Consider the following 16,716-nt stretch of genomic DNA (forward strand, 5'->3'; position numbering starts at 1 on the left):
CCCCCTCGCCATTGAGGTTTCTATCTGAGAAAAGAGACTCGAAGCGACTATATCGCGACGGGGCAGCCACAACAGCATAAGAAGCAGACCAGTTGGCCCGTAAGCATGAGATGTAACCCAAACTATGACCACCTATCCGGCCCTCTGGAGCCGGTCTCGGGTGTGTCGATTCCCGCTCGGGGGCCCGCAGGACCGAGGTACCGGCCTCCCTGCGGACAGCCGTTGCGAGCATCCAAGCATTGGAATTGGGGCGCGGTCGACACCCTCACCGGGCCGGAGCAGCCTTCGACGGTCCTTGACGGACTGTCTCCCCGTTCGTTCACCAAGCTCAGCCATTCCAGCATCGGTCGCAGTGGCGCGGCGGCCCGCATCCTGCCCTCGCTCGTCCGACTCTGCGGGACCACTGGGGCCACTCAGGACAAGTACTCCACTCTGTCCGATGGCCGGGTGATGCATATGGTCGCCGTCGCTGCGGTGGGCCCGTCGGGGGATGTACATGCCGTCGCGGTGTGGGTTGGGGCCGTGAACGACGCACTCCCGCCGCCACCTGTGGTGGGATCCATCGAGTGGAACGCCTCCGGTGTGGCTGTGGGCACGCCGGCCGCCCACTTCCTCCTACGGCTGACCTATGGAGAGCTCGCGAACGTCCACACGATGCCGGAATTTCTTGCGAACTTCGACCACTGGGGTGATCGGGCAGGCTTCCTCGCCCTCTTCAATCTGAACAACCCAAACGACCGCTGGACTGGCACTGCGACAAGGGTTTTCGAGGACGGTATTACAGAGGCTGAATCCGTGTTGTCGCTGGGGTTGACGTTGTCTGGAGTGGCGTGCGGTACACCTGATGGGTGAGGTACTCGCAGGGCGGTGGGTTGACCGCTGAGCGTCGAGAGTTGCGGGAGCTGGTGCGGTTGCAGGTCGCGGCCGGGTTCGCGCGGGGTGAGAACAATGCGGTGATCGCCAGAGGACTTCGGGTCAGTGTGCGTTCGGTGCAGCGATGGCGTCGTGCCTGGTCGGCCGAGGGCCGAGACGGGTTGCGGTCCCAGGGTCCGGCGTCGCTGCCGTTGTTGTCCGAGGAGCAGTTCGCGGTGCTCGAGTGCGAGCTGGCCAAAGGACCGGCCGAGCACGGCTGGTCGGACCAGAAATGGACCCTGCCCAGGATCAAGACCGTGATCGGGCGCCGGTTCGACATCTCCTACACCGCCAAGGGGGTGTCGGTGTTGCCGCATCGGCACGGCTGGAGCTGGCAGGTCCCGGCGCGTCGCGCGGTCGAACGTGACGATGCGGCGGTCGCGGTGTGGGTGAAAGATGTGTGGCCGCAGGTAAAAACGCCGCGGGGGCACTCGGGGCCTGGCTCGTCTTCGAAGACGAGGCCGGGTTCTCGGGTGGCGCCGCCGGCCGCACGAACCTGGGCGCCACGCGGCCGGACTCCGATCGTGCGGGTGCGGGGCCGTACTACCCGGCGGGTCTCGATCGCCGCATTGACCTGCTATCTACCGGGGCAGCGATCCCGAGTGATCTGGCGACCGTACCGCCACGACCGGAGCCGTTCGGACAGAAAGAGTTTCGCCTGGACCGACTACCGGGACCTGCTGATCGCCGCCCATCATCAACTTGGCGCACCGATCGTAGTGGTCTGGGACAATGTGAACTCCCACCTCACCGACGGCATGCGTCGGTTCATCGCCGGCCACGACTGGCTGAGCGTCTACCAACTGCCCGCCTACGCTCCGGATCTCAATCCGGTAGAAGGCATCTGGTCGCTGCTGCGCCGCGGCCGGCTGGCCAACCGCATCATCACCGACTCCGACGATCTCCTGCAGATCATCCGCGGCGACCTGCATCGAGTCCAGTACCGGCCACACCTGGTCGATGGCTGCCTCACCGCAACCGGACTGACACTCGAACGATCATGACGACATCACGAATTCAGCCTCTGTAGTGCGTGGATCTGGGCCGGGGTGAGCGCGAATCGGCCTGACTCCAGAGACCAGTAGTGGTTGCCCTGCATCCATGCCTGTAATCCGTCCATATATCGGTGCAGCACCTGGGATGCGTGGGGGCGCATGGCCTGTTCCAAGCGTTGGTAGCAGGCGAGTTCCTCGTGGTACATCCGGGCTACCTCGTTGAGGGCTTGTTGCTCGGTGCAGTGGTGATGGTGGCGCAGGATTGTGGGCAGGTCGAGGTCGAAGCGGCTGCGTTGGGTTTCCTTCGTCTACCAGAACGACATGTGCTCAGTCGACAAGGAACGGGCCGACGGCAGCGGCGACAATGTGCTCCTCGCCTGGGAGGCGGAGGGATGCACCCCCGACGTAGCCCGCGACCGTGCACTCGAGCGAATCCACCAACTGGCCGGAGAGTTCACCATCCTCACCTCACAGACCCCGCACCTAGCTCGGACGTTGGAGCTCGACCCGGAAGACAAGCGTGGTCTCGAAACCTGGACCGAGGCATGCGCTCTCTACCTCAGCGGCGCGGGCCGCTGCCAAGCAGCCGCAGCACGATACGCCGAAGTCATCACCGAAATCGCCCACGACCACCACCTTGACACCGCAATAAGCAGGTGACACCACCAAATTCTTTCCGCCTGCGCTGTCGGCACTCTGCTCTCCGGTCAACGACATCCATCGTGGGCATCCAACAGCCCGCCGCCAACCGCTCACTCCTGCATACGACTTCGAACATCAGTGAAGACGACTTCGAAACTGACACCGGATCGACCACGAAACCGCAGGCCGCCATTCGCAAAATTGGGACTGCCCCGGCTTCGGTTGACTTCATCGAAGCCTTGCTGCGGCGCTGGCCGGATATCGGGGAAGAAGGCAGTCCTTGGACCAGTAGCATGCGCGCGGATCTCAACGGCCCGGCATTGCGGCTCAATATCGACTGGGACCGGGCAGCCGAGGTAGCTCCCGGTGTCGCTGAGTTGGCGAGGCAACATGGTTTGCAGTGTTATGGGGGCTCGACCACCGTTCCGTGGATCCTTCGCTAGGAGCTCGGATCGCTTTGGCGGGCCGTGCGGAGCTGACCGTGTGCGAGGGCCAGGGCTTCTCGGAGCTGCTGGTTCTCGTTGCGTAGCTGGGTGATTCGTTCGTGTGCCAGTTTGAGCCGTTGCCGTAGCGAGGCGTCACTGGCGCGGGTGACCCCTGCGCTGGTCGGCGTGATGCCGCGCGGATTCCGGTGCTGCTGGATCTCTTCGAGAAGCTCCGGCTGGGTGTAGATCCATGACCGTGAGACTCCTGCATGGCTGGCAAGGCGAGCGATGGTGATCGGTTCGCCAGCGTGCGCGAGTCCATGGAGGGCCTCGCGGGCGCGTTCGAGCGTTCGCTCGTGGCGTGCGCGAGCATGCTCGGCGAGGCGGTCAGCAGACATCGGCGCGGTTCTGTCCGCTGCAGGCGCACGACTTTCCGGTGGCGCAGCAGCCGGGATTGGTGAGCGCGTCGATGATGGCGAGCAGGTTCTTCTCGACGGTGCGGTTCATTTCGGCCAGACGCTGGTGCCCGTTCTGGTCGGCTGCGCTGATCAGGGCCTGGGTCTGCTCGAGCTGGCGGCGGTGCTGGGGCAGGAATTCCGGGGTCGTGACGAAGACCGGGCAGGTCAAACATGCGTTGGCGAACGCGCATTTCTGCTGCAGCGGGAGCGCGCAGAACCCGTTGGGCAGAGCCATTTTCGCGCGGGCGAGGTTGTTCTTCATCCAGACCGCGTCGGCCAGCGGCCCGGTGTCGGTGGCGAGCTGTTCGCCGGCGATGTCGACCTTGCGGGCGCGTTGCCATTGTTCCCGGATCGTCTTGTCCGACAATCGGGCGTAATGCGAGGTCATCGCATGCGAATCGTGATCGAGCAGGCGGCGGACGGTTTCCTGCGGGACCTCGTTGTTGATCAGCCGGGTGCCGAAGGTGTGGCGCCATTGATGGGGCGTGACGTGGACCGGGCGCCCGAGTTCGTCACGAATATCGCAGACCCGCAACCACTCTCGAAGCTCACCACGAAACGTCGCGTCGCTGAACGCGACCTTGCCGTCGGGATTGCGGGTCTGGCGTGGCAGCAGATAGTCCGGGTCGTCGAACTGGGCGAGCACGATCTGTTGCTGGGCGGTGATCGCGTCGGTGAGGTCGGTGTCGATCGGAACGAACGCTTCCCGCCGCATCTTGTGGTTGGTGTAGCGCAGGTAGGGGGCTCCTTGCCCGTCGCGGACGATGCAGTCCAGGCGCAGGCGGGCCCCGTCGCCGACGCGCAGTCCGGTGCTCATCAGGATTCGGGCCAGCAGCCGGCCGCCCGGATCGGCGAAGCGGTCGAGGGTTGCCGGGTGTTCCAGCTGGGTCATCACCGCTTCCGACAACGCCCGCGACGGCCCCGCGACCAGTCGGGGATAGTCCTCGGGAAACAGGTCGACCTGCGGTGACAGGCGTGGCTCCCAGCCGTGTTGCCGGATGGCCCGCAGCAGGCCGGCCAGCGGGCTGAGCTGGCTGACACGGCTTTTCGGTTCGGGACCCGCTCGGCCAGATGCGCGAGATGGACTTCGACCAGCTCGCGGGTCAGCGCTTCGGGCCCGCGCTGCAGGGCAGGGAACGACTGGGAGAACACCGTGATGGCGTGGACGTCGGCGCCGACGGTGGTGACGGCGATGCCGGTCGAGAGCCGCCAACGGGCCCAGCGTTTGGTCAACTGCCGCAACCAGATCGCCTCGATGCCGGTGAACCGGAGCTGGGTGTCGCGGTCGGCGAAGCCGAGCCGACGCAGCAGCCAGACATCACGCGGAAATTCCGCGTCCCAGCCGACGCCTTCGACGACATCGCGCAGATAGCCGATCGCGTCCAGCAGGAAGCGGCGCTCGACGTAGCCGCGTTCGCTCGAAAATCCCAGATAGGTCATCCAGGAATCGGGCGAACGGTCCAGCAGCGAGTCGACCCCGCCGCCCGGCAGCGCTCGCAGCAGCCGCCTGATGGTGTGCGGGCGGGTGATCGTGCGCCGCTCGTCGACACGGCATTGGATGGCGTAGGCGATCTCGAACCGCATCGGCAACGGCAGTGCCCGCAGATCGAAGCGGTCCGTGCCGAACGTCGCGCAGCCCTGCAACCACGAATCCATCTCCGGTCTGTCGGCCCGGATCCAGCGCAGCCGGTGGTGAACACACAACCCCGCCACGCCCTCGGCTTCAAGTTCGCAACCGGGGAACCAGCAGTCGCCGCCGGTCGGCAGCGGTGGTCCGCCGCCGTGGCGGGTCCAACCGGCCAGGGCCGGGCGGCCTTGCTGGTGCCAGCGGCTGGCGTGGGAGTGGCAGAGCCCGTGTTCACGACGGCTCCGTCGGCAGGTCTCGACCTTGCATTTCTGCGGCTGTTGCAGCCAACGCCGGTTCGACCGTGTTGTGGCCGCCCATGCTTCGACGTCGGCGGGCCGGCCTGCTTCGATCCAGCGCTGGTGGTGGGCAGAGTACTTGCCGAAGATCACCGCGATCCGATCGCAAACCGGGACCAGGCAGCTCGGGCCGCCCATCACCGGGTCATCGGGGTCGACGACGATGATCGGCTGGGCGAACCGTGGCCGCAGCCTCGCCGCGAGATCGGTGCCGGATTCGTTGCCGCTCAACGGAATCGGCTGCAGGTGATTCATTGCGTGTGCTCCGTGGTCGTCGGGTCGAGAAATCCGGCTGCGGTCAGGGTGCGGCGGGCGTCCTCGATGCCGAGGTGGGAATAGGTGTCGATGGTGACGCTGATGCTGGAGTGGCCGAGCAGCTTCGCCACGATCTCCGGGGAGACACCGCGGCGGAGAAGACCGGTGGCGTAGGAGTGGCGAAACATATGCGGGGAGAACATGATTCCCGTGCGGCCGCGGAGCCGCCGGACCAGCCGGTCGACACTGGCGTAGGTCATCGGTCCCCCGACCGGGGCGCCCGAGAGATTGACGAACACGTAGTCGCAGTCGAGCAATCCGTATTCCTCGTGCAGGTAATCGCTGTAGAGGCGGAACACATCGGCGTCGGCGGGGACCCCCGCGACCAACGCGACCCGATGCCCGGCCTGGCACGCCCGAATGGACAACCCGATCGACAGATGAGTTTTCCCGGTCCCGGGTGGGCCGAGGAACACCACGTTCTCCGTGGCGGTGATGAAGTCCAGGGTTCCCAGATGAGTGATCGTGCCACGTTTGAGCGAGCGTTGATGGTCGAAGTCGAACTCCTCCAACGACTTCCGTGACGGGAACCGCGCTGCGCGGATGCGGCCTTCACCACCATGTGCCTCCCGGGCGGCGACTTCACGTTGCAGGCACGCAGCGAGGAACTCCTCGTGGCTCCAGTTCTCGGATCGGGCCCGTTCGGAGAGCCGATCGACCGCGTCGGCGAGAGAGGGTGCTTTGAGAGCTCTTGCGAGATAGGCGATTTCGGATCCGATGTTGCGTGACCCGTTGGTCGAGCTCTTGGTGGCCATCACGCGATCCCTTCGCTGTCGAGGTCGAACAATCGGTCATACGCCGACAGATCCCGATGCTCGACGCTGGTGTCGAACACCGGCACCGCAGCCAACCGGCGGGACCTGCGCATCTGCGCCGCGGCCGCGACATGCTCGGGGTCGCTGAGGGTTTGATGGTTCGCCCAGCACCGGTGATGCCGGGCGACCTCGACACCGCCACAGGTGACAACGACGTGCTGCAGGTCGGCACGGACTTCGACATGACGGCCGATCGCCGACGGGTGCACCGAGTAGTCGTTGGAGTCCAGACGGACATAGTGATCACGCGGCAACCTGACCGAGGTCCGCCACCCGACAACCGGATCCATCGGCGGCAACTCGAGCATCGCAGCCCGATCAGCGACCCAGCGGTCGACCGGGCGGCAGCCCAGGCGTCGATGCTGGCGCTGGTCGCCCGTTCGAGCCAGTCGGTGAGCTGGGTGTTGAAATCGGTGGGGCTGGTGAAGGTCCGGCCGGGCAGGAACGAGGTTTCCAGATAGCCGTTGGCGCGTTCCACGAGGCCTTTGGCTTCCGGATCGCCGGGACGGCATTGGACCACCTTGATGCCCGGGGTTCCGCGGAAACCATTCATCGCGTCGGTCAACCGGGGTTTCCCGCCCCGCCACCCGCCGACGGCGGATTCGTTGTCCCACACCAGCACTCGCGGCACTCGCGCCCACCGGAGATCAATACCCAGTGTCCGGCCAGCAGGTCCGGGCTTTGCCGGGTGGGGATCATCGTCGCGGTGATGATCCGTGAATAGCCCGACACCATCACCAGCACTGGCGGCCGACCCACATGACCGAACCCGAGCGGGATATCGGCTGGTGGGAACCACAGATCGCATTGCGCGAGTTCGCCGGCCTGATATTCGGTGCGCGAGGCCGGATCCGGTGGTTTGAATAACGGCCGCAGCTGCGCGACCCGCACGAAGAACACCGACCTGCTGCGGGTCCAGCCGACCCGTTCCATGATCACCGTTGTCGGCATGTCCGGGAATTCCGCCAGCAACCCGCGGATCGCTGGTTCGAACACCTCCACAGCCGAACCCCGTGGCGCGCGCCGGTACTTCGGTGGTTCGTGCGTTGCCAGGGCCTTCTTCACGGTGTTCTTCGAGATCTGCAGATGCCGGGCTATCGTCCGGATCGGCATGCCCTCAGCACGATGCAGCCTGCGGATTTCCGCCCAGTCCTCCACGTTGAGCACCTCATGATTCGTCACCAGGTGGGTCAAGGTTCGCTCGGACACGCCAGGTCAGTATTGGGCCGGATTCGACATCTCCGACGTCGTCTTTCGTGCCATGGTCGCCGACCAGCACCTGATCGAACTCACCGCGGCTTGACAGAGGAGCTATCTACAGTCCCATCCATCTTTACGGCTGCAACGAAGAAGCATCGAGTGGTGGCGGTCTCGAGTTGGTCGCATGGCCGAAATCGAGGGGCACAGCCGAGATGTCGTGCGAGATGAATTCGAGTTCGGTGAGCCTGAGGGAATGGGGTGTGGTTTTCGGTGGTAGATGTTTCTGTGGTTCGGACTCTGCGTTTTGTCCAAAAGTGGTGGCACTGTGTGTATCTGATGCCGCTGGCCGGGCTTGCGCTGGCGTTGCAGGCGTTGGTGTGGGGGGTGTGGTGGTTGTGTGCGGGCCGTACGAGATACGTGTTCGATTGGCGTCGACGAGAAACTGCGCAATGATCGTCCGACGCTGAATCCTCTTCTGGCCGATTGCCCAGCCTTTCTCATTTGCTGAGCTTGGCCCCGTCAGTTTGCTCTTCAGCCGCTGGTATCCGTGCTCGCGTTTGTTGTCCATCACGGTGTCTCGGCCCCGCAATCGTGAGGTTGGTGTCGAGGGTGCGACGCATCCATGGTTCGCGGGGAGCGCGTGACGGTGGGGTGGAGCCCGGAACGGCCTGTGATGTGCGGTGCTTGAGCGATCCGCGTGGTGGTAAGTCGCTCCCATCCGGAACCTCGTTGGTGCCGAATAATACCTCGTGTTCTGCGTTGCTCGAGACGAGTGAAGGAAGGTTTGCATGGATATCGAACGCGCGTCAGCGTTCGCCCGCCCCCGTCTGATCGTCGCGACGGGCTTGTTGGGTGCGACCCTCACCGGGCTGGGGCTCGTCGTGCCGGCCAGTACCGGATCGGCCCAGTCCAACGATGACTCCGGACAGATTCAGTGCACCGGTGGAAAGGGGACATTCTCCATCGCGAAGAACTCCGATGGGAAGTTCATCGCGCGGGGCGAGGGCGAGTTCCCGACGGGCGAAGACGCTCTCTGCGCCAGCGCCAACGACGCCATTCAGGGCGAGACAGGGCCGATCTCGATCAAGAAGGTCGAGAACGCGTGCGTGTTGACGGCGAAGATCGTCAAGGCGAGCGAGACCACCGCCGCGGGAGCCGAGGAGACCGCCCGCGACGGCACCCTCACCCTTACCATCCCCCTCGACGGAAAAGCTGCCAAGGTACGCGGTCAGGGCCATATCTCCGACGCCAGTGCATTGGACGCGGGCGCAACCGTGAGCGGTAGCGGAACGGTCAAGGGGCTCACGGCGAAGAATATCGACAAGTCCTGTAAGAAGGTCCCGGTGGTGAAGAAGGCTGAGGTCTCCGACATCTCCGGCACGGTCAAACCGTAACGGCGGTAACAAGATGTCGCACCTGGTGAAGTACGCGATCAGCCATCCCCGGACGATTTTCCTCGGATGGCTGATCGCCATGGCCGTCGGCGCCTTGGGCCTGCCGCATCTGCTGGCGTCGTTGACCTCACCCGCGGTCGGCGTGTCCGGCTCGGATTCCCAGCGGGCCAGTGAGCTCGTCGCCGCGGGGCTGCCCAGCTTCGGCGCCGAGCAATTGGTGGCGGTATTCAATTCGCCCACATATCGAACCACCGATCCGGCCTTTCATGCCGCATTCGACTCCGGCACCGACGCACTGGCCCGCGCGACCGGTGTCACCGGCATCCTCCCGTTTCCGATGGCCGGGGATCCCGCGCCCGCCCCGACGCTGCCCGAAACCCTCGAACCGCTGCGCCCACTGTTGCACGACGAGCACACCGCCTACGCTTTGGTCGGCCTGACCGGCGACGACCGGCAACGGCAACACGATGCGCCGATCCTGCAGCAGGAATTGACGCGCGCGGCGACGGCGACCTCGGCGGGTGCGGTCGACGCCTATCTCATCGGCGTCTCGAGCTTCGGCGAGGCGGCCCAGCAGGCCGAGATCGCCGACCTCGTGCGCATCGAATTGATCGCCGTCCCCGCCGCGACGGCATTGCTGATCCTGATGCTCTGGGCGCCGGTCGCCGCGATGATCCCGATGTTGATCGCGGGCGCCTCGGTGCTCAGCACGCTCGGGGCGTTCAGTCTGGCCACACCGATCCTGTCGATCGACGGAATGCTGCTGATCGGTGTCGATGCCGTGGGCTTGGGTCTCGGCATCGATTACGCGCTGTTCGTGATGACGCGGTATCGCCAGGAACTGACCGCGGGTTCGGCTGCGCCCGAGGCGATTCGGGTCGCGATGGCGACAACCGGTCGCACGGTGGTCTATTCGGGTCTGTTGCTCGCGCTCGGATGCCTGTGCCTGTTCCTGGTGCGCTGGACCATCTTCGCGCAGGCCGCGATCGGCGCGCTCGTGGTGATCGCGGTGACGCTGATCGCGTCGATCACCCTGCTGCCGGCCGTGCTCGTCGCATCGACCCCGTGGTTGAACTGGCGGCCGCGCTGGATGATTCAGGGGACGCCGCTTCTCGAGCGCACACCCGTCGACGGCGGTCGACTGACCCGCGGCGCGACACATCTGCTCCGCCGACCCTGGCCCTATGCCCTCGGCGTCACCGCCGTGCTGCTGCTGATCGCCTCGCCCGCAACACAATTGCGCTCGGGTATCGATCTCGAGGCCGAGGCACTGGCCGGGACGCCCTTCCTTGCCGGTCGCGTAATCGCCGATCGCGATGTGCCGGGTCTTTCCAGTGTAGTGACGATAGTGCTGCGCCGTCCGCTCGATACCGACGCACCCGATACGACCGCGCTGCTGACGGCACTGCGCGCGGATCCCGAGATCGCCGCCGCGACCGCGCTCGACAACGGCGAGGATCTGACGGTCGTGATCGGCGTGCCCCGCCACCCCGCGCAGTCGCCGCCGATCGCCACCATGGTCGAACGGATTCGCGGCCGGATCGTTCCGGCGACGACGCCGCCGGGTTCCGAGGTATTGGTCGGCGGTTCCGGCGCCCTGGCCGCCGACATTCTGACCGAAACCTCCACCGCGCTGTGGCGGGTGATCGGCGCGGTGCTGCTGATCATGTTCGCGGTGCTGGTCGCGGTGCTGCGCAGCCTGCTGTTGCCGATCAAAGCCCTCGCCATGAGCCTGCTGGCCACCGGCGTCGCCTTTGGACTGATGGCATTGGTTTTCCAGCACGACACCGCGGCCGACTCGCATCTCATCTGGCCGCAGGTGCCGTTGATCGTGTTCGTGCTGCTGTTCGGATTGTCGACCGACTACGAACTGTTCCTGGTCCGCCGGATCCAGGAGGAGTACCGCGCGACCGGGCTGCACCGACATGCGGTACTGGTCGGATTGCGGTCTACCGCTCGTCCGATTTCGCTGGCGGCGGCGATTCTTGCGATCGCGTTCGGCAGCCTGCTGATCTCACCGATCCGCAGCCTCGCGGCTCTCGGATTCGCGGTCGCGGTCGCGCTGATCGTCGACGCCACGCTGATCCGGCTTGTCCTGGTTCCGGCCCTCATGCAGATCCTGGGCCGCTGGAACTGGTGGTTTCCCACGATGCCCAACGTATTCGGGAAGAGGATGAATGAACGGCTATCTGGTGACCGGTGGGACCGGATTCATCGGCAGCGCACTGACTTTGGAGTTGCTCACGAAGACGACGGCGCCGATTCATCTGCTCGCGCGCGGGGGAGTCACCGCCCCCGCCCGGATGGAGGCCGCCTTGCGGAATGCGGCGAGCCTGTACGGATACGAGCCGGACTTCGTGCATCGCTGTCGCGAGCGAATCGAGGTGATCGCGGGTGATCTCACCGACAGTACGGTGATCCGGCGGCTGCCGGGCGATATTTCCGAGGTCTGGCATTGCGCGGCGTCGCTGAAATTCGACGATGCGAGCCGCGCGGAGATCTTCGGTGTCAATGTGGACGGTACGGCCAGGCTGCTGGATCTGTCGGAACGGCTCGGCGTCTCCCGGTTCAATTACATGAGCACCGCCTATGTGGTCGGATCCGCATTCGGGCGGTTCACCGAATCGCCGGTGTCGCCCGACACCGTGGTGAACAACGCATACGAGTCGAGCAAGGTGGCGGCCGAACAACTCGTCCTCGGCCGTGCCGCGGTTCCTGCACGAATCTGGCGGCCCGGCATCGTGGTCGGGCACAGCACGACCTTCGCGGCCACCGGATTCAGCGGCTTCTACGGGCTGGTGCGTGGTGGCTTTCTGATCAGGAAGCTGGCCCGCCGTGAGCTCGGTCGGCGTGCCGGTGGGCGACACCCGCGTCTACTCGTCCATCCGGACGCCGAGATCAACCTGGTACCGGTGGATCTGGTGGTGCGGCAGGCGGTCGAACTGTCCACCCGACCGGAATTCGACGCGCCCATCGTCCATCTCACCAACGCGGCCGCGCCGCGCGCGGACGACATCACCGCGGTCATCATGTCCGAACTCGGGGCGCCCCCGGTCGAATTCGTCGGCTCCCGAGCCGAACTCGGGCCGCTCGAACGCAAGCTGCACGACTACATGCACTTCTACACCCCCCACGTGCTCGGCACGAAAACCTTCGTACAGGACGTCGCAGCTCGATACGGGTCGCCGATCAGCTTTCCGATGGACTCGCGGTACGTTTCGGACCTGGTCCACTGGTACGTCGCCCATGCCGGACTCGGCCCGACCGGGTACGCCGCCTGACCCGACGGCGTGAGCGAGGGTCACGGCATCATTGTCAGGTTCGGGCAGGTACTCGGCGACTCGGGGGCAGGATGATCACGTCCGGCCCCCGGGTCTGCGTTCTCTTCGAACGAGGCGATCTCACAGGAGAGTGAATTGAGCGGGGAACGACGACGCACGCTTCATTCACGCCATCAGCTCTGACCTCTGCGTGGAGAGTTCCTGTCGCGCCGCCGGGCGATGCCTGCTCGTGCAGTTATGGGGAAATATGTGCCTTCCAGTTCATCGGGAGGTGTCCAGTAATTTCGTCGACTCGGTGGGCCCAGGCCGGACCTGCCTGCGCTGTCCAGCTGCCCGCACGCGTTCCGTCCGATCCTCGGCCGCGGCCGCTGGGTCCTCTCTTGCACGCAGAGGTTGCATGGTGTGCCTGTCTGCTACGGGTTGTGTGTGCGCCCGGTGGCTTCGTAGATTCGGGTGTGGTTGGTGATGGCGGCGAGGCGGTAGGGGCCGGCGGTTTCTCTGGGCAGGATTAGGTTGCTGGCGTTGTTGGGTTCGCTGTTGGTGTGCAGGGCGCGGTAGTGGTGGTAGTCGGCGGGTTTGCGTTCGTTGATGATGTCGGTGGTGGTGCGTAGTTGGGTTTGGTAGCCGGGTGTTGGTGTGGCGGTGAAGAATTCGGCGACGCAGCCGGAGTCGTAGCTGATCATGGCGATGGAGTGGCCGGTGAGGTCGTCGGCGTGGTCGAGCAGTGAGGCTAGAGCGAGGTTACGCGAGGCGGTGCAGCCCTCGTGATCAACATCGGTCTCCATGTGGATGGACACCTTGCCGCTTACGTTTCCATTGTTCAAAATACGGTTCGTATAACGCGGCGACTGGGCATTCAATCGGCCTAATTTTGGAGCGGCAAGAGGATGCTTCTCGTATATCCAGCTACCATCGCAGCTGAACTATTAAGAGGTCACTCCGCTATCGTCGGACGTCCTCCATCACGCCTCTGGTCGGATCCCATTGCCCCAGCATGACTCTCGCTCCCATATCAGTCGTCACCGCGAAGTACGCGAACATGCTTCGGCACGCGGCCTTCAGCTGCGTAGTGGAAGCCGCCCCGGACCTTCTCAGCCTTCGCGCGACGGCGCCTGGTTGCGACTCCAGTGCCATAGCGTTCTCTACTTTCTTCCCAGTTGTCTGCGGTGCTGGACCGTACCAGAGAGAACATTCTCATGAAGACTCAATCAAAGGCTGCACCTCGGCGCAATGTCGTACGCTGAAATCGTCGTGAAGGCACCATTCGAGTACATCAGTTCCATGCAGGGCGTCAAGTCTGGACATTTCGTCCTGGATGGCACCTACAAACGGTTGAACATGCTGAGCCCGCGCGTAATAATTACAACCTCGGTGTCTGCCATTCCAGAGGAGCCACGGAGCACCGCCGCGGCGCAGGCCGCCGAGGTATTGAAGCAGGCCCGCCGACGGTGCGAACCCCCACTGCGGGAAGCGATCACGACGCTGCCCGACCCGTTGGATCTGATGGCGGCCTACCACCTGGGCTGGCGCGACCCCGAGGGAAACCCGACGGATCGCGGATGGGGCAAGGGCCTGCGCGCGGCGCTGGTATTCGCGGCGGCGACAGCGTGCGGGGCCGATGCCCGAACGGTTGTGCACGCGGCGGTGGCGGTGGAGCTGGTGCACAATTTCACGTTGGTCCACGACGATGTGATGGATGCCGACCGGCTGCGTCGAGGCCGGGCGACGGTGTGGACGGTATGGGGCGTGCCGCAGGCGATCAGCCTCGGAGACGCGCTGCAAGCGCTCGCGATTCGAGTATTGACCTCCGCGTGGCCCGGCGCCATCGGAGCCGAGGCGACGTCGCTGATGTCGTCAGCGATCGTGGAACTGTGCCTGGGTCAGAGCCTGGATTGCGCGTTCGAGACCAGGTCGGGTGTGCGGGTCGAGGAGTATGTGGCCATGGCGCAGGGCAAAACCGGCGCGTTGACCGGGTGCGCGACGGCGCTGGGTGCGCTGTGTGCCGGGGCGGACCCGGCGACCATCGGTCGGTTCGAGGCGTTCGGCCGCGAACTAGGGCTGGCGTTCCAACTGGTCGACGACATCCTCGGAATCTGGGGCGACCCGGCGATGACCGGTAAACCGATCGGTGGGGATCTGATGCGTCGCAAACGATCGTTTCCGGTGGTGGCGGCCCTGTCATCGGGAACGGCTGCCGCGGCCGAATTGGAGAAGCTGTATCGATCGACGACACCGATCACCGTCACCGAGGCGGCGCGTGCGGCCGTCGCCGTGGAGGCCGCGGGCGGTAGGACAGCGGCCGCGCTGCACGCTGACAAACGAGTCGCGGCGGCGATCGCGGCGCTACCGGATCCGGACAGGGCTCGGGATCTGCTCGCGTTGATCCGGTTCGTTACGCGTCGGGACCGTTGAGCCGCACGGATTCTGGGTCGGAGCGGTCGGGGTGGTTCAGCCGATCGTGTGGCGCACGGCGATTCGCAGTTGTGCGCCCTGGTGGGCTGCGCCGTGGGTGTGTAGTTCTCGGATGACGCGGTAGAGCTGTTGTTCGGTACGTGTGGAGCGGGTCTCGGCGATGATGGCCAGGGCGTGCTGGGCGACCTCGACGGCATCATCGGGTTGGCCGCTGCGCGCCAGCGCGATGGCGAGCAGCGTCAGGCCTCGACCGAAGTCGCGACGGTTCTCCGGACGCCACTGGGGTAGTTGGGGTTCCAAGGTGGCGATGGCTTGCTCGGGACGATCGAGCTCGATCAGGCAAGCCGCGGCTTCCATGGCGATGTATTCGGGTGTGCAGTAGCCGGCGAGCTCGTCGTCATCGGGGGAGGCGGCCTGATGTGCGGCTTGGTCGAGCGCGCGCATGGTGTCGGTCAGTTGGCCGAGGCGGGCGTGACCGTGTGCGATCTGGCGCAGGGCCATCGCGCGCTGGCGGGCGGTGAGGTCGGTAGGAGTGCGCAGCGAGGTTTGGGCTAGCGCGATGGTGTTGCGTGGGTCGCCGACGTCCGCGGCGAGGCTGCTCTGCCGCATCCGGATATAGGACAGCAGCCTGCTGTCGGCGGTTTCGCGAGTCAATTCGGCGGCTGCTGCGGTCCATGTCAGCGCTGCGCGCAGGTTGCCGGCATCTTGGTGAAGCCAGCCGAGGAACTCGGCGAACCGGGCCCGCAACAGGCGCAGTTGCGTCTGTGTTCGTCCGCGACTGGCGTTCTCGAGCCGCTCCACGAACCGTAGCTGCTGGCCCACTACCATCAGCAGTGGTTGTGGCCCGGCGACGTTGTCGGTGCGCACGTACTCCTGCAGAGTGGTGCGCAGTGAGTCGATCAACAGGGGTTCGGCCGCAGGAGGCGCGAGCGTCAGACCGTCACGTAGGCGTAACGGCCCGGGCGTAGGTGTCGGCGCCGGCGCGGGCTCGTCGATGTCGAACCACAGCATCTCCGCGGGTATGCCCAGCGTGCGGGTGTAGCGCATCAACTTGTCCAGATCACGTACCTTGTTGCGTCCGTTCTCGATTCGGCTGAGCTGACCCTGGGTGATACCCAGCCATCGAGCCAATCGGGCCTGTGGGATGGGATGGGGGCCGTGCGCGTGGTGGTGTCGCCAGGCGTGCAGGACGATGCCGATATTTCTGCTGCGCAACGCTTCCCGCATCTGTTCGGTGCGCCAGTCCGCGGCGCACAGTTGCGGGACGCGGTCCTGTCCTCGGGAGCATGGTCGGCACAGGACGCTGTGGTTGTCGCGGGCCAGACCCGCGCCGCACCGTGAGCAGCTGCGCTGCTGAGCGCCGTTGAGTGACAAGGGTGTATCCATGAATCAGCCCTGTCGGTCTACTTCGTCGTCGCACGCATGACGAAAATCGAACACGCTCCTGAGCCAAACAATGTTTGATTCGCAAGAGTGCGACCGCAGTGGTTGACGGCTCAATGATAGCGAAATCGATTGGTTCCGAACGCGAAAAGTCGGCTACGCATGCATGATATGCCGCCGATGCATAACCGTCGCGCGACCGTGTGATCTGTGCTAACGCCTTGGGGGCCAGTATCTGTCGTTTCAGGGCTTTCGTTGGTCCGCATCTTTACTTGTTGGGAGTGACTGCGTTGTTCTCGATGACCTCAACCGCAACTTCAACTGATGAGATAGTGCGCCGAGCCAGTACGGCCGTGCTCCCGATCGGGAGTTTCGAGCAGCACGGCGCGCACCTGCCGCTGGTGACCGACACGCTGATCGCGTGTGCGATCGCGAGCCGGATCTCCACCGCATACGAACTACTGCTCCTGCCGCCGGTGACCGTGTCCTGTTCCCACGAGCACGCCGGTTTCCCAGGCACGGTATCGATCCGGGCGACCACCTTGGTCGCGGTGGTGGGGG

The 16,716-nt window shown here is 65.1% G+C and carries 15 protein-coding genes and 2 pseudogenes; 9 read left to right on the forward strand and 8 right to left on the reverse strand.

Features of this window, described 5'->3' with window-relative positions:
* The first annotated feature begins 105 nt into the window (after nucleotides 1-105).
* Together NP4_RS41910 and NP4_RS41420 are read left to right on the forward strand one after the other, a co-directional pair.
* Complete coding sequence (locus NP4_RS41910) at nucleotides 106-852, forward strand: GAF domain-containing protein (protein ID WP_255285633.1); 747 nt, start codon at nucleotides 106-108, stop codon at nucleotides 850-852.
* Nucleotides 849-1,916 (forward strand): IS630 family transposase, encoded by a 1,068-nt coding sequence (locus NP4_RS41420; protein ID WP_114755957.1) that lies wholly within the window; start codon nucleotides 849-851, stop codon nucleotides 1,914-1,916. The genes NP4_RS41910 and NP4_RS41420 overlap by 4 nt, the downstream gene beginning before the upstream one ends.
* Nucleotides 1,917-1,921: 5 nt before the next feature.
* On the opposite strand, the gene NP4_RS38930 is transcribed toward NP4_RS41420, so the two are convergent.
* Entirely contained in the window at nucleotides 1,922-2,113 is a 192-nt protein-coding gene (locus NP4_RS38930; protein WP_068009620.1) for a hypothetical protein, read from the reverse strand.
* A gap of 115 nt (nucleotides 2,114-2,228) precedes the next feature.
* Between NP4_RS38930 and NP4_RS38935 the strand changes: the two genes are divergently transcribed.
* On the forward strand, nucleotides 2,229-2,567 hold the full coding sequence (locus NP4_RS38935) for a hypothetical protein (protein WP_147288140.1): 339 nt from the start codon (nucleotides 2,229-2,231) through the stop codon (nucleotides 2,565-2,567).
* A gap of 62 nt (nucleotides 2,568-2,629) precedes the next feature.
* Entirely contained in the window at nucleotides 2,630-2,992 is a 363-nt protein-coding gene (locus NP4_RS38940) for a hypothetical protein (protein ID WP_068009636.1), read from the forward strand.
* Here NP4_RS38940 and NP4_RS38945 read toward each other — a convergent pair.
* The 5 genes and pseudogenes from NP4_RS38945 to istA form a co-directional block, all read right to left on the reverse strand.
* Nucleotides 2,989-3,372 (reverse strand): DUF6262 family protein, encoded by a 384-nt coding sequence (locus tag NP4_RS38945; protein ID WP_068009651.1) that lies wholly within the window; start codon nucleotides 3,370-3,372, stop codon nucleotides 2,989-2,991. The two genes, NP4_RS38940 and NP4_RS38945, sit on opposite strands and share 4 nt — an antisense overlap.
* Nucleotides 3,362-4,324 (reverse strand): tyrosine-type recombinase/integrase, encoded by a 963-nt coding sequence (locus NP4_RS38950; protein ID WP_068009663.1) that lies wholly within the window; start codon nucleotides 4,322-4,324, stop codon nucleotides 3,362-3,364. The genes NP4_RS38945 and NP4_RS38950 overlap by 11 nt, the downstream gene beginning before the upstream one ends.
* The gene (locus NP4_RS38955; RefSeq protein ID WP_068009677.1) at nucleotides 4,324-5,610 is read right to left on the reverse strand and encodes a hypothetical protein; all 1,287 of its coding nucleotides are present in this window, start codon (nucleotides 5,608-5,610) and stop codon (nucleotides 4,324-4,326) included. The genes NP4_RS38950 and NP4_RS38955 overlap by 1 nt, the downstream gene beginning before the upstream one ends.
* On the reverse strand, nucleotides 5,607-6,425 hold the full coding sequence (locus NP4_RS43220) for an ATP-binding protein (protein ID WP_307599145.1): 819 nt from the start codon (nucleotides 6,423-6,425) through the stop codon (nucleotides 5,607-5,609). The genes NP4_RS38955 and NP4_RS43220 overlap by 4 nt, the downstream gene beginning before the upstream one ends.
* A pseudogene (gene istA / locus NP4_RS40535) lies at nucleotides 6,425-7,652 on the reverse strand (IS21 family transposase). The gene NP4_RS43220 and the pseudogene istA overlap by 1 nt, the downstream one beginning before the upstream one ends.
* Nucleotides 7,653-8,473: 821 nt before the next feature.
* Here istA and NP4_RS38975 point away from each other — a divergent pair.
* The 3 genes and pseudogenes from NP4_RS38975 (at nucleotide 8,474) to NP4_RS38985 (ending at nucleotide 12,360) form a co-directional block, all read left to right on the forward strand.
* The gene (locus NP4_RS38975; RefSeq protein WP_068009694.1) at nucleotides 8,474-9,079 is read left to right on the forward strand and encodes a hypothetical protein; all 606 of its coding nucleotides are present in this window, start codon (nucleotides 8,474-8,476) and stop codon (nucleotides 9,077-9,079) included.
* A gap of 79 nt (nucleotides 9,080-9,158) precedes the next feature.
* Nucleotides 9,159-11,282 (forward strand): annotated as a pseudogene (locus tag NP4_RS38980) (MMPL family transporter); the annotation flags it as partial.
* Entirely contained in the window at nucleotides 11,257-12,360 is a 1,104-nt protein-coding gene (locus tag NP4_RS38985) for an SDR family oxidoreductase (RefSeq protein ID WP_082876629.1), read from the forward strand. The pseudogene NP4_RS38980 and the gene NP4_RS38985, both read left to right, overlap by 26 nt.
* Before the next feature lie 413 nt (nucleotides 12,361-12,773).
* On the opposite strand, the gene NP4_RS38990 is transcribed toward NP4_RS38985, so the two are convergent.
* Nucleotides 12,774-13,220 (reverse strand): hypothetical protein, encoded by a 447-nt coding sequence (locus NP4_RS38990; protein ID WP_147288141.1) that lies wholly within the window; start codon nucleotides 13,218-13,220, stop codon nucleotides 12,774-12,776.
* 478 nt (nucleotides 13,221-13,698) lie between these two features.
* Between NP4_RS38990 and NP4_RS38995 the strand changes: the two genes are divergently transcribed.
* On the forward strand, nucleotides 13,699-14,772 hold the full coding sequence (locus NP4_RS38995; protein WP_082876631.1) for a polyprenyl synthetase family protein: 1,074 nt from the start codon (nucleotides 13,699-13,701) through the stop codon (nucleotides 14,770-14,772).
* 36 nt (nucleotides 14,773-14,808) lie between these two features.
* Here the strand turns inward: NP4_RS38995 and NP4_RS39000 are convergent, their stop codons facing one another.
* Nucleotides 14,809-16,158 carry a helix-turn-helix domain-containing protein gene (locus tag NP4_RS39000; protein WP_147288142.1) on the reverse strand — a complete coding sequence of 450 codons (1,350 nt, stop codon included), beginning with the start codon at nucleotides 16,156-16,158 and terminating at the stop codon, nucleotides 14,809-14,811.
* Nucleotides 16,159-16,454: 296 nt separating this feature from the next.
* Between NP4_RS39000 and NP4_RS39005 the strand changes: the two genes are divergently transcribed.
* Nucleotides 16,455-16,716, forward strand: a 262-nt coding sequence (locus NP4_RS39005) for a creatininase family protein (protein WP_169813871.1), incomplete at its 3' end; no start/stop codon positions are given.

The organism is Nocardia pseudobrasiliensis NBRC 108224, assembly GCF_001613105.1.
In the GTDB taxonomy this organism is placed as follows: domain Bacteria; phylum Actinomycetota; class Actinomycetes; order Mycobacteriales; family Mycobacteriaceae; genus Nocardia; species Nocardia pseudobrasiliensis.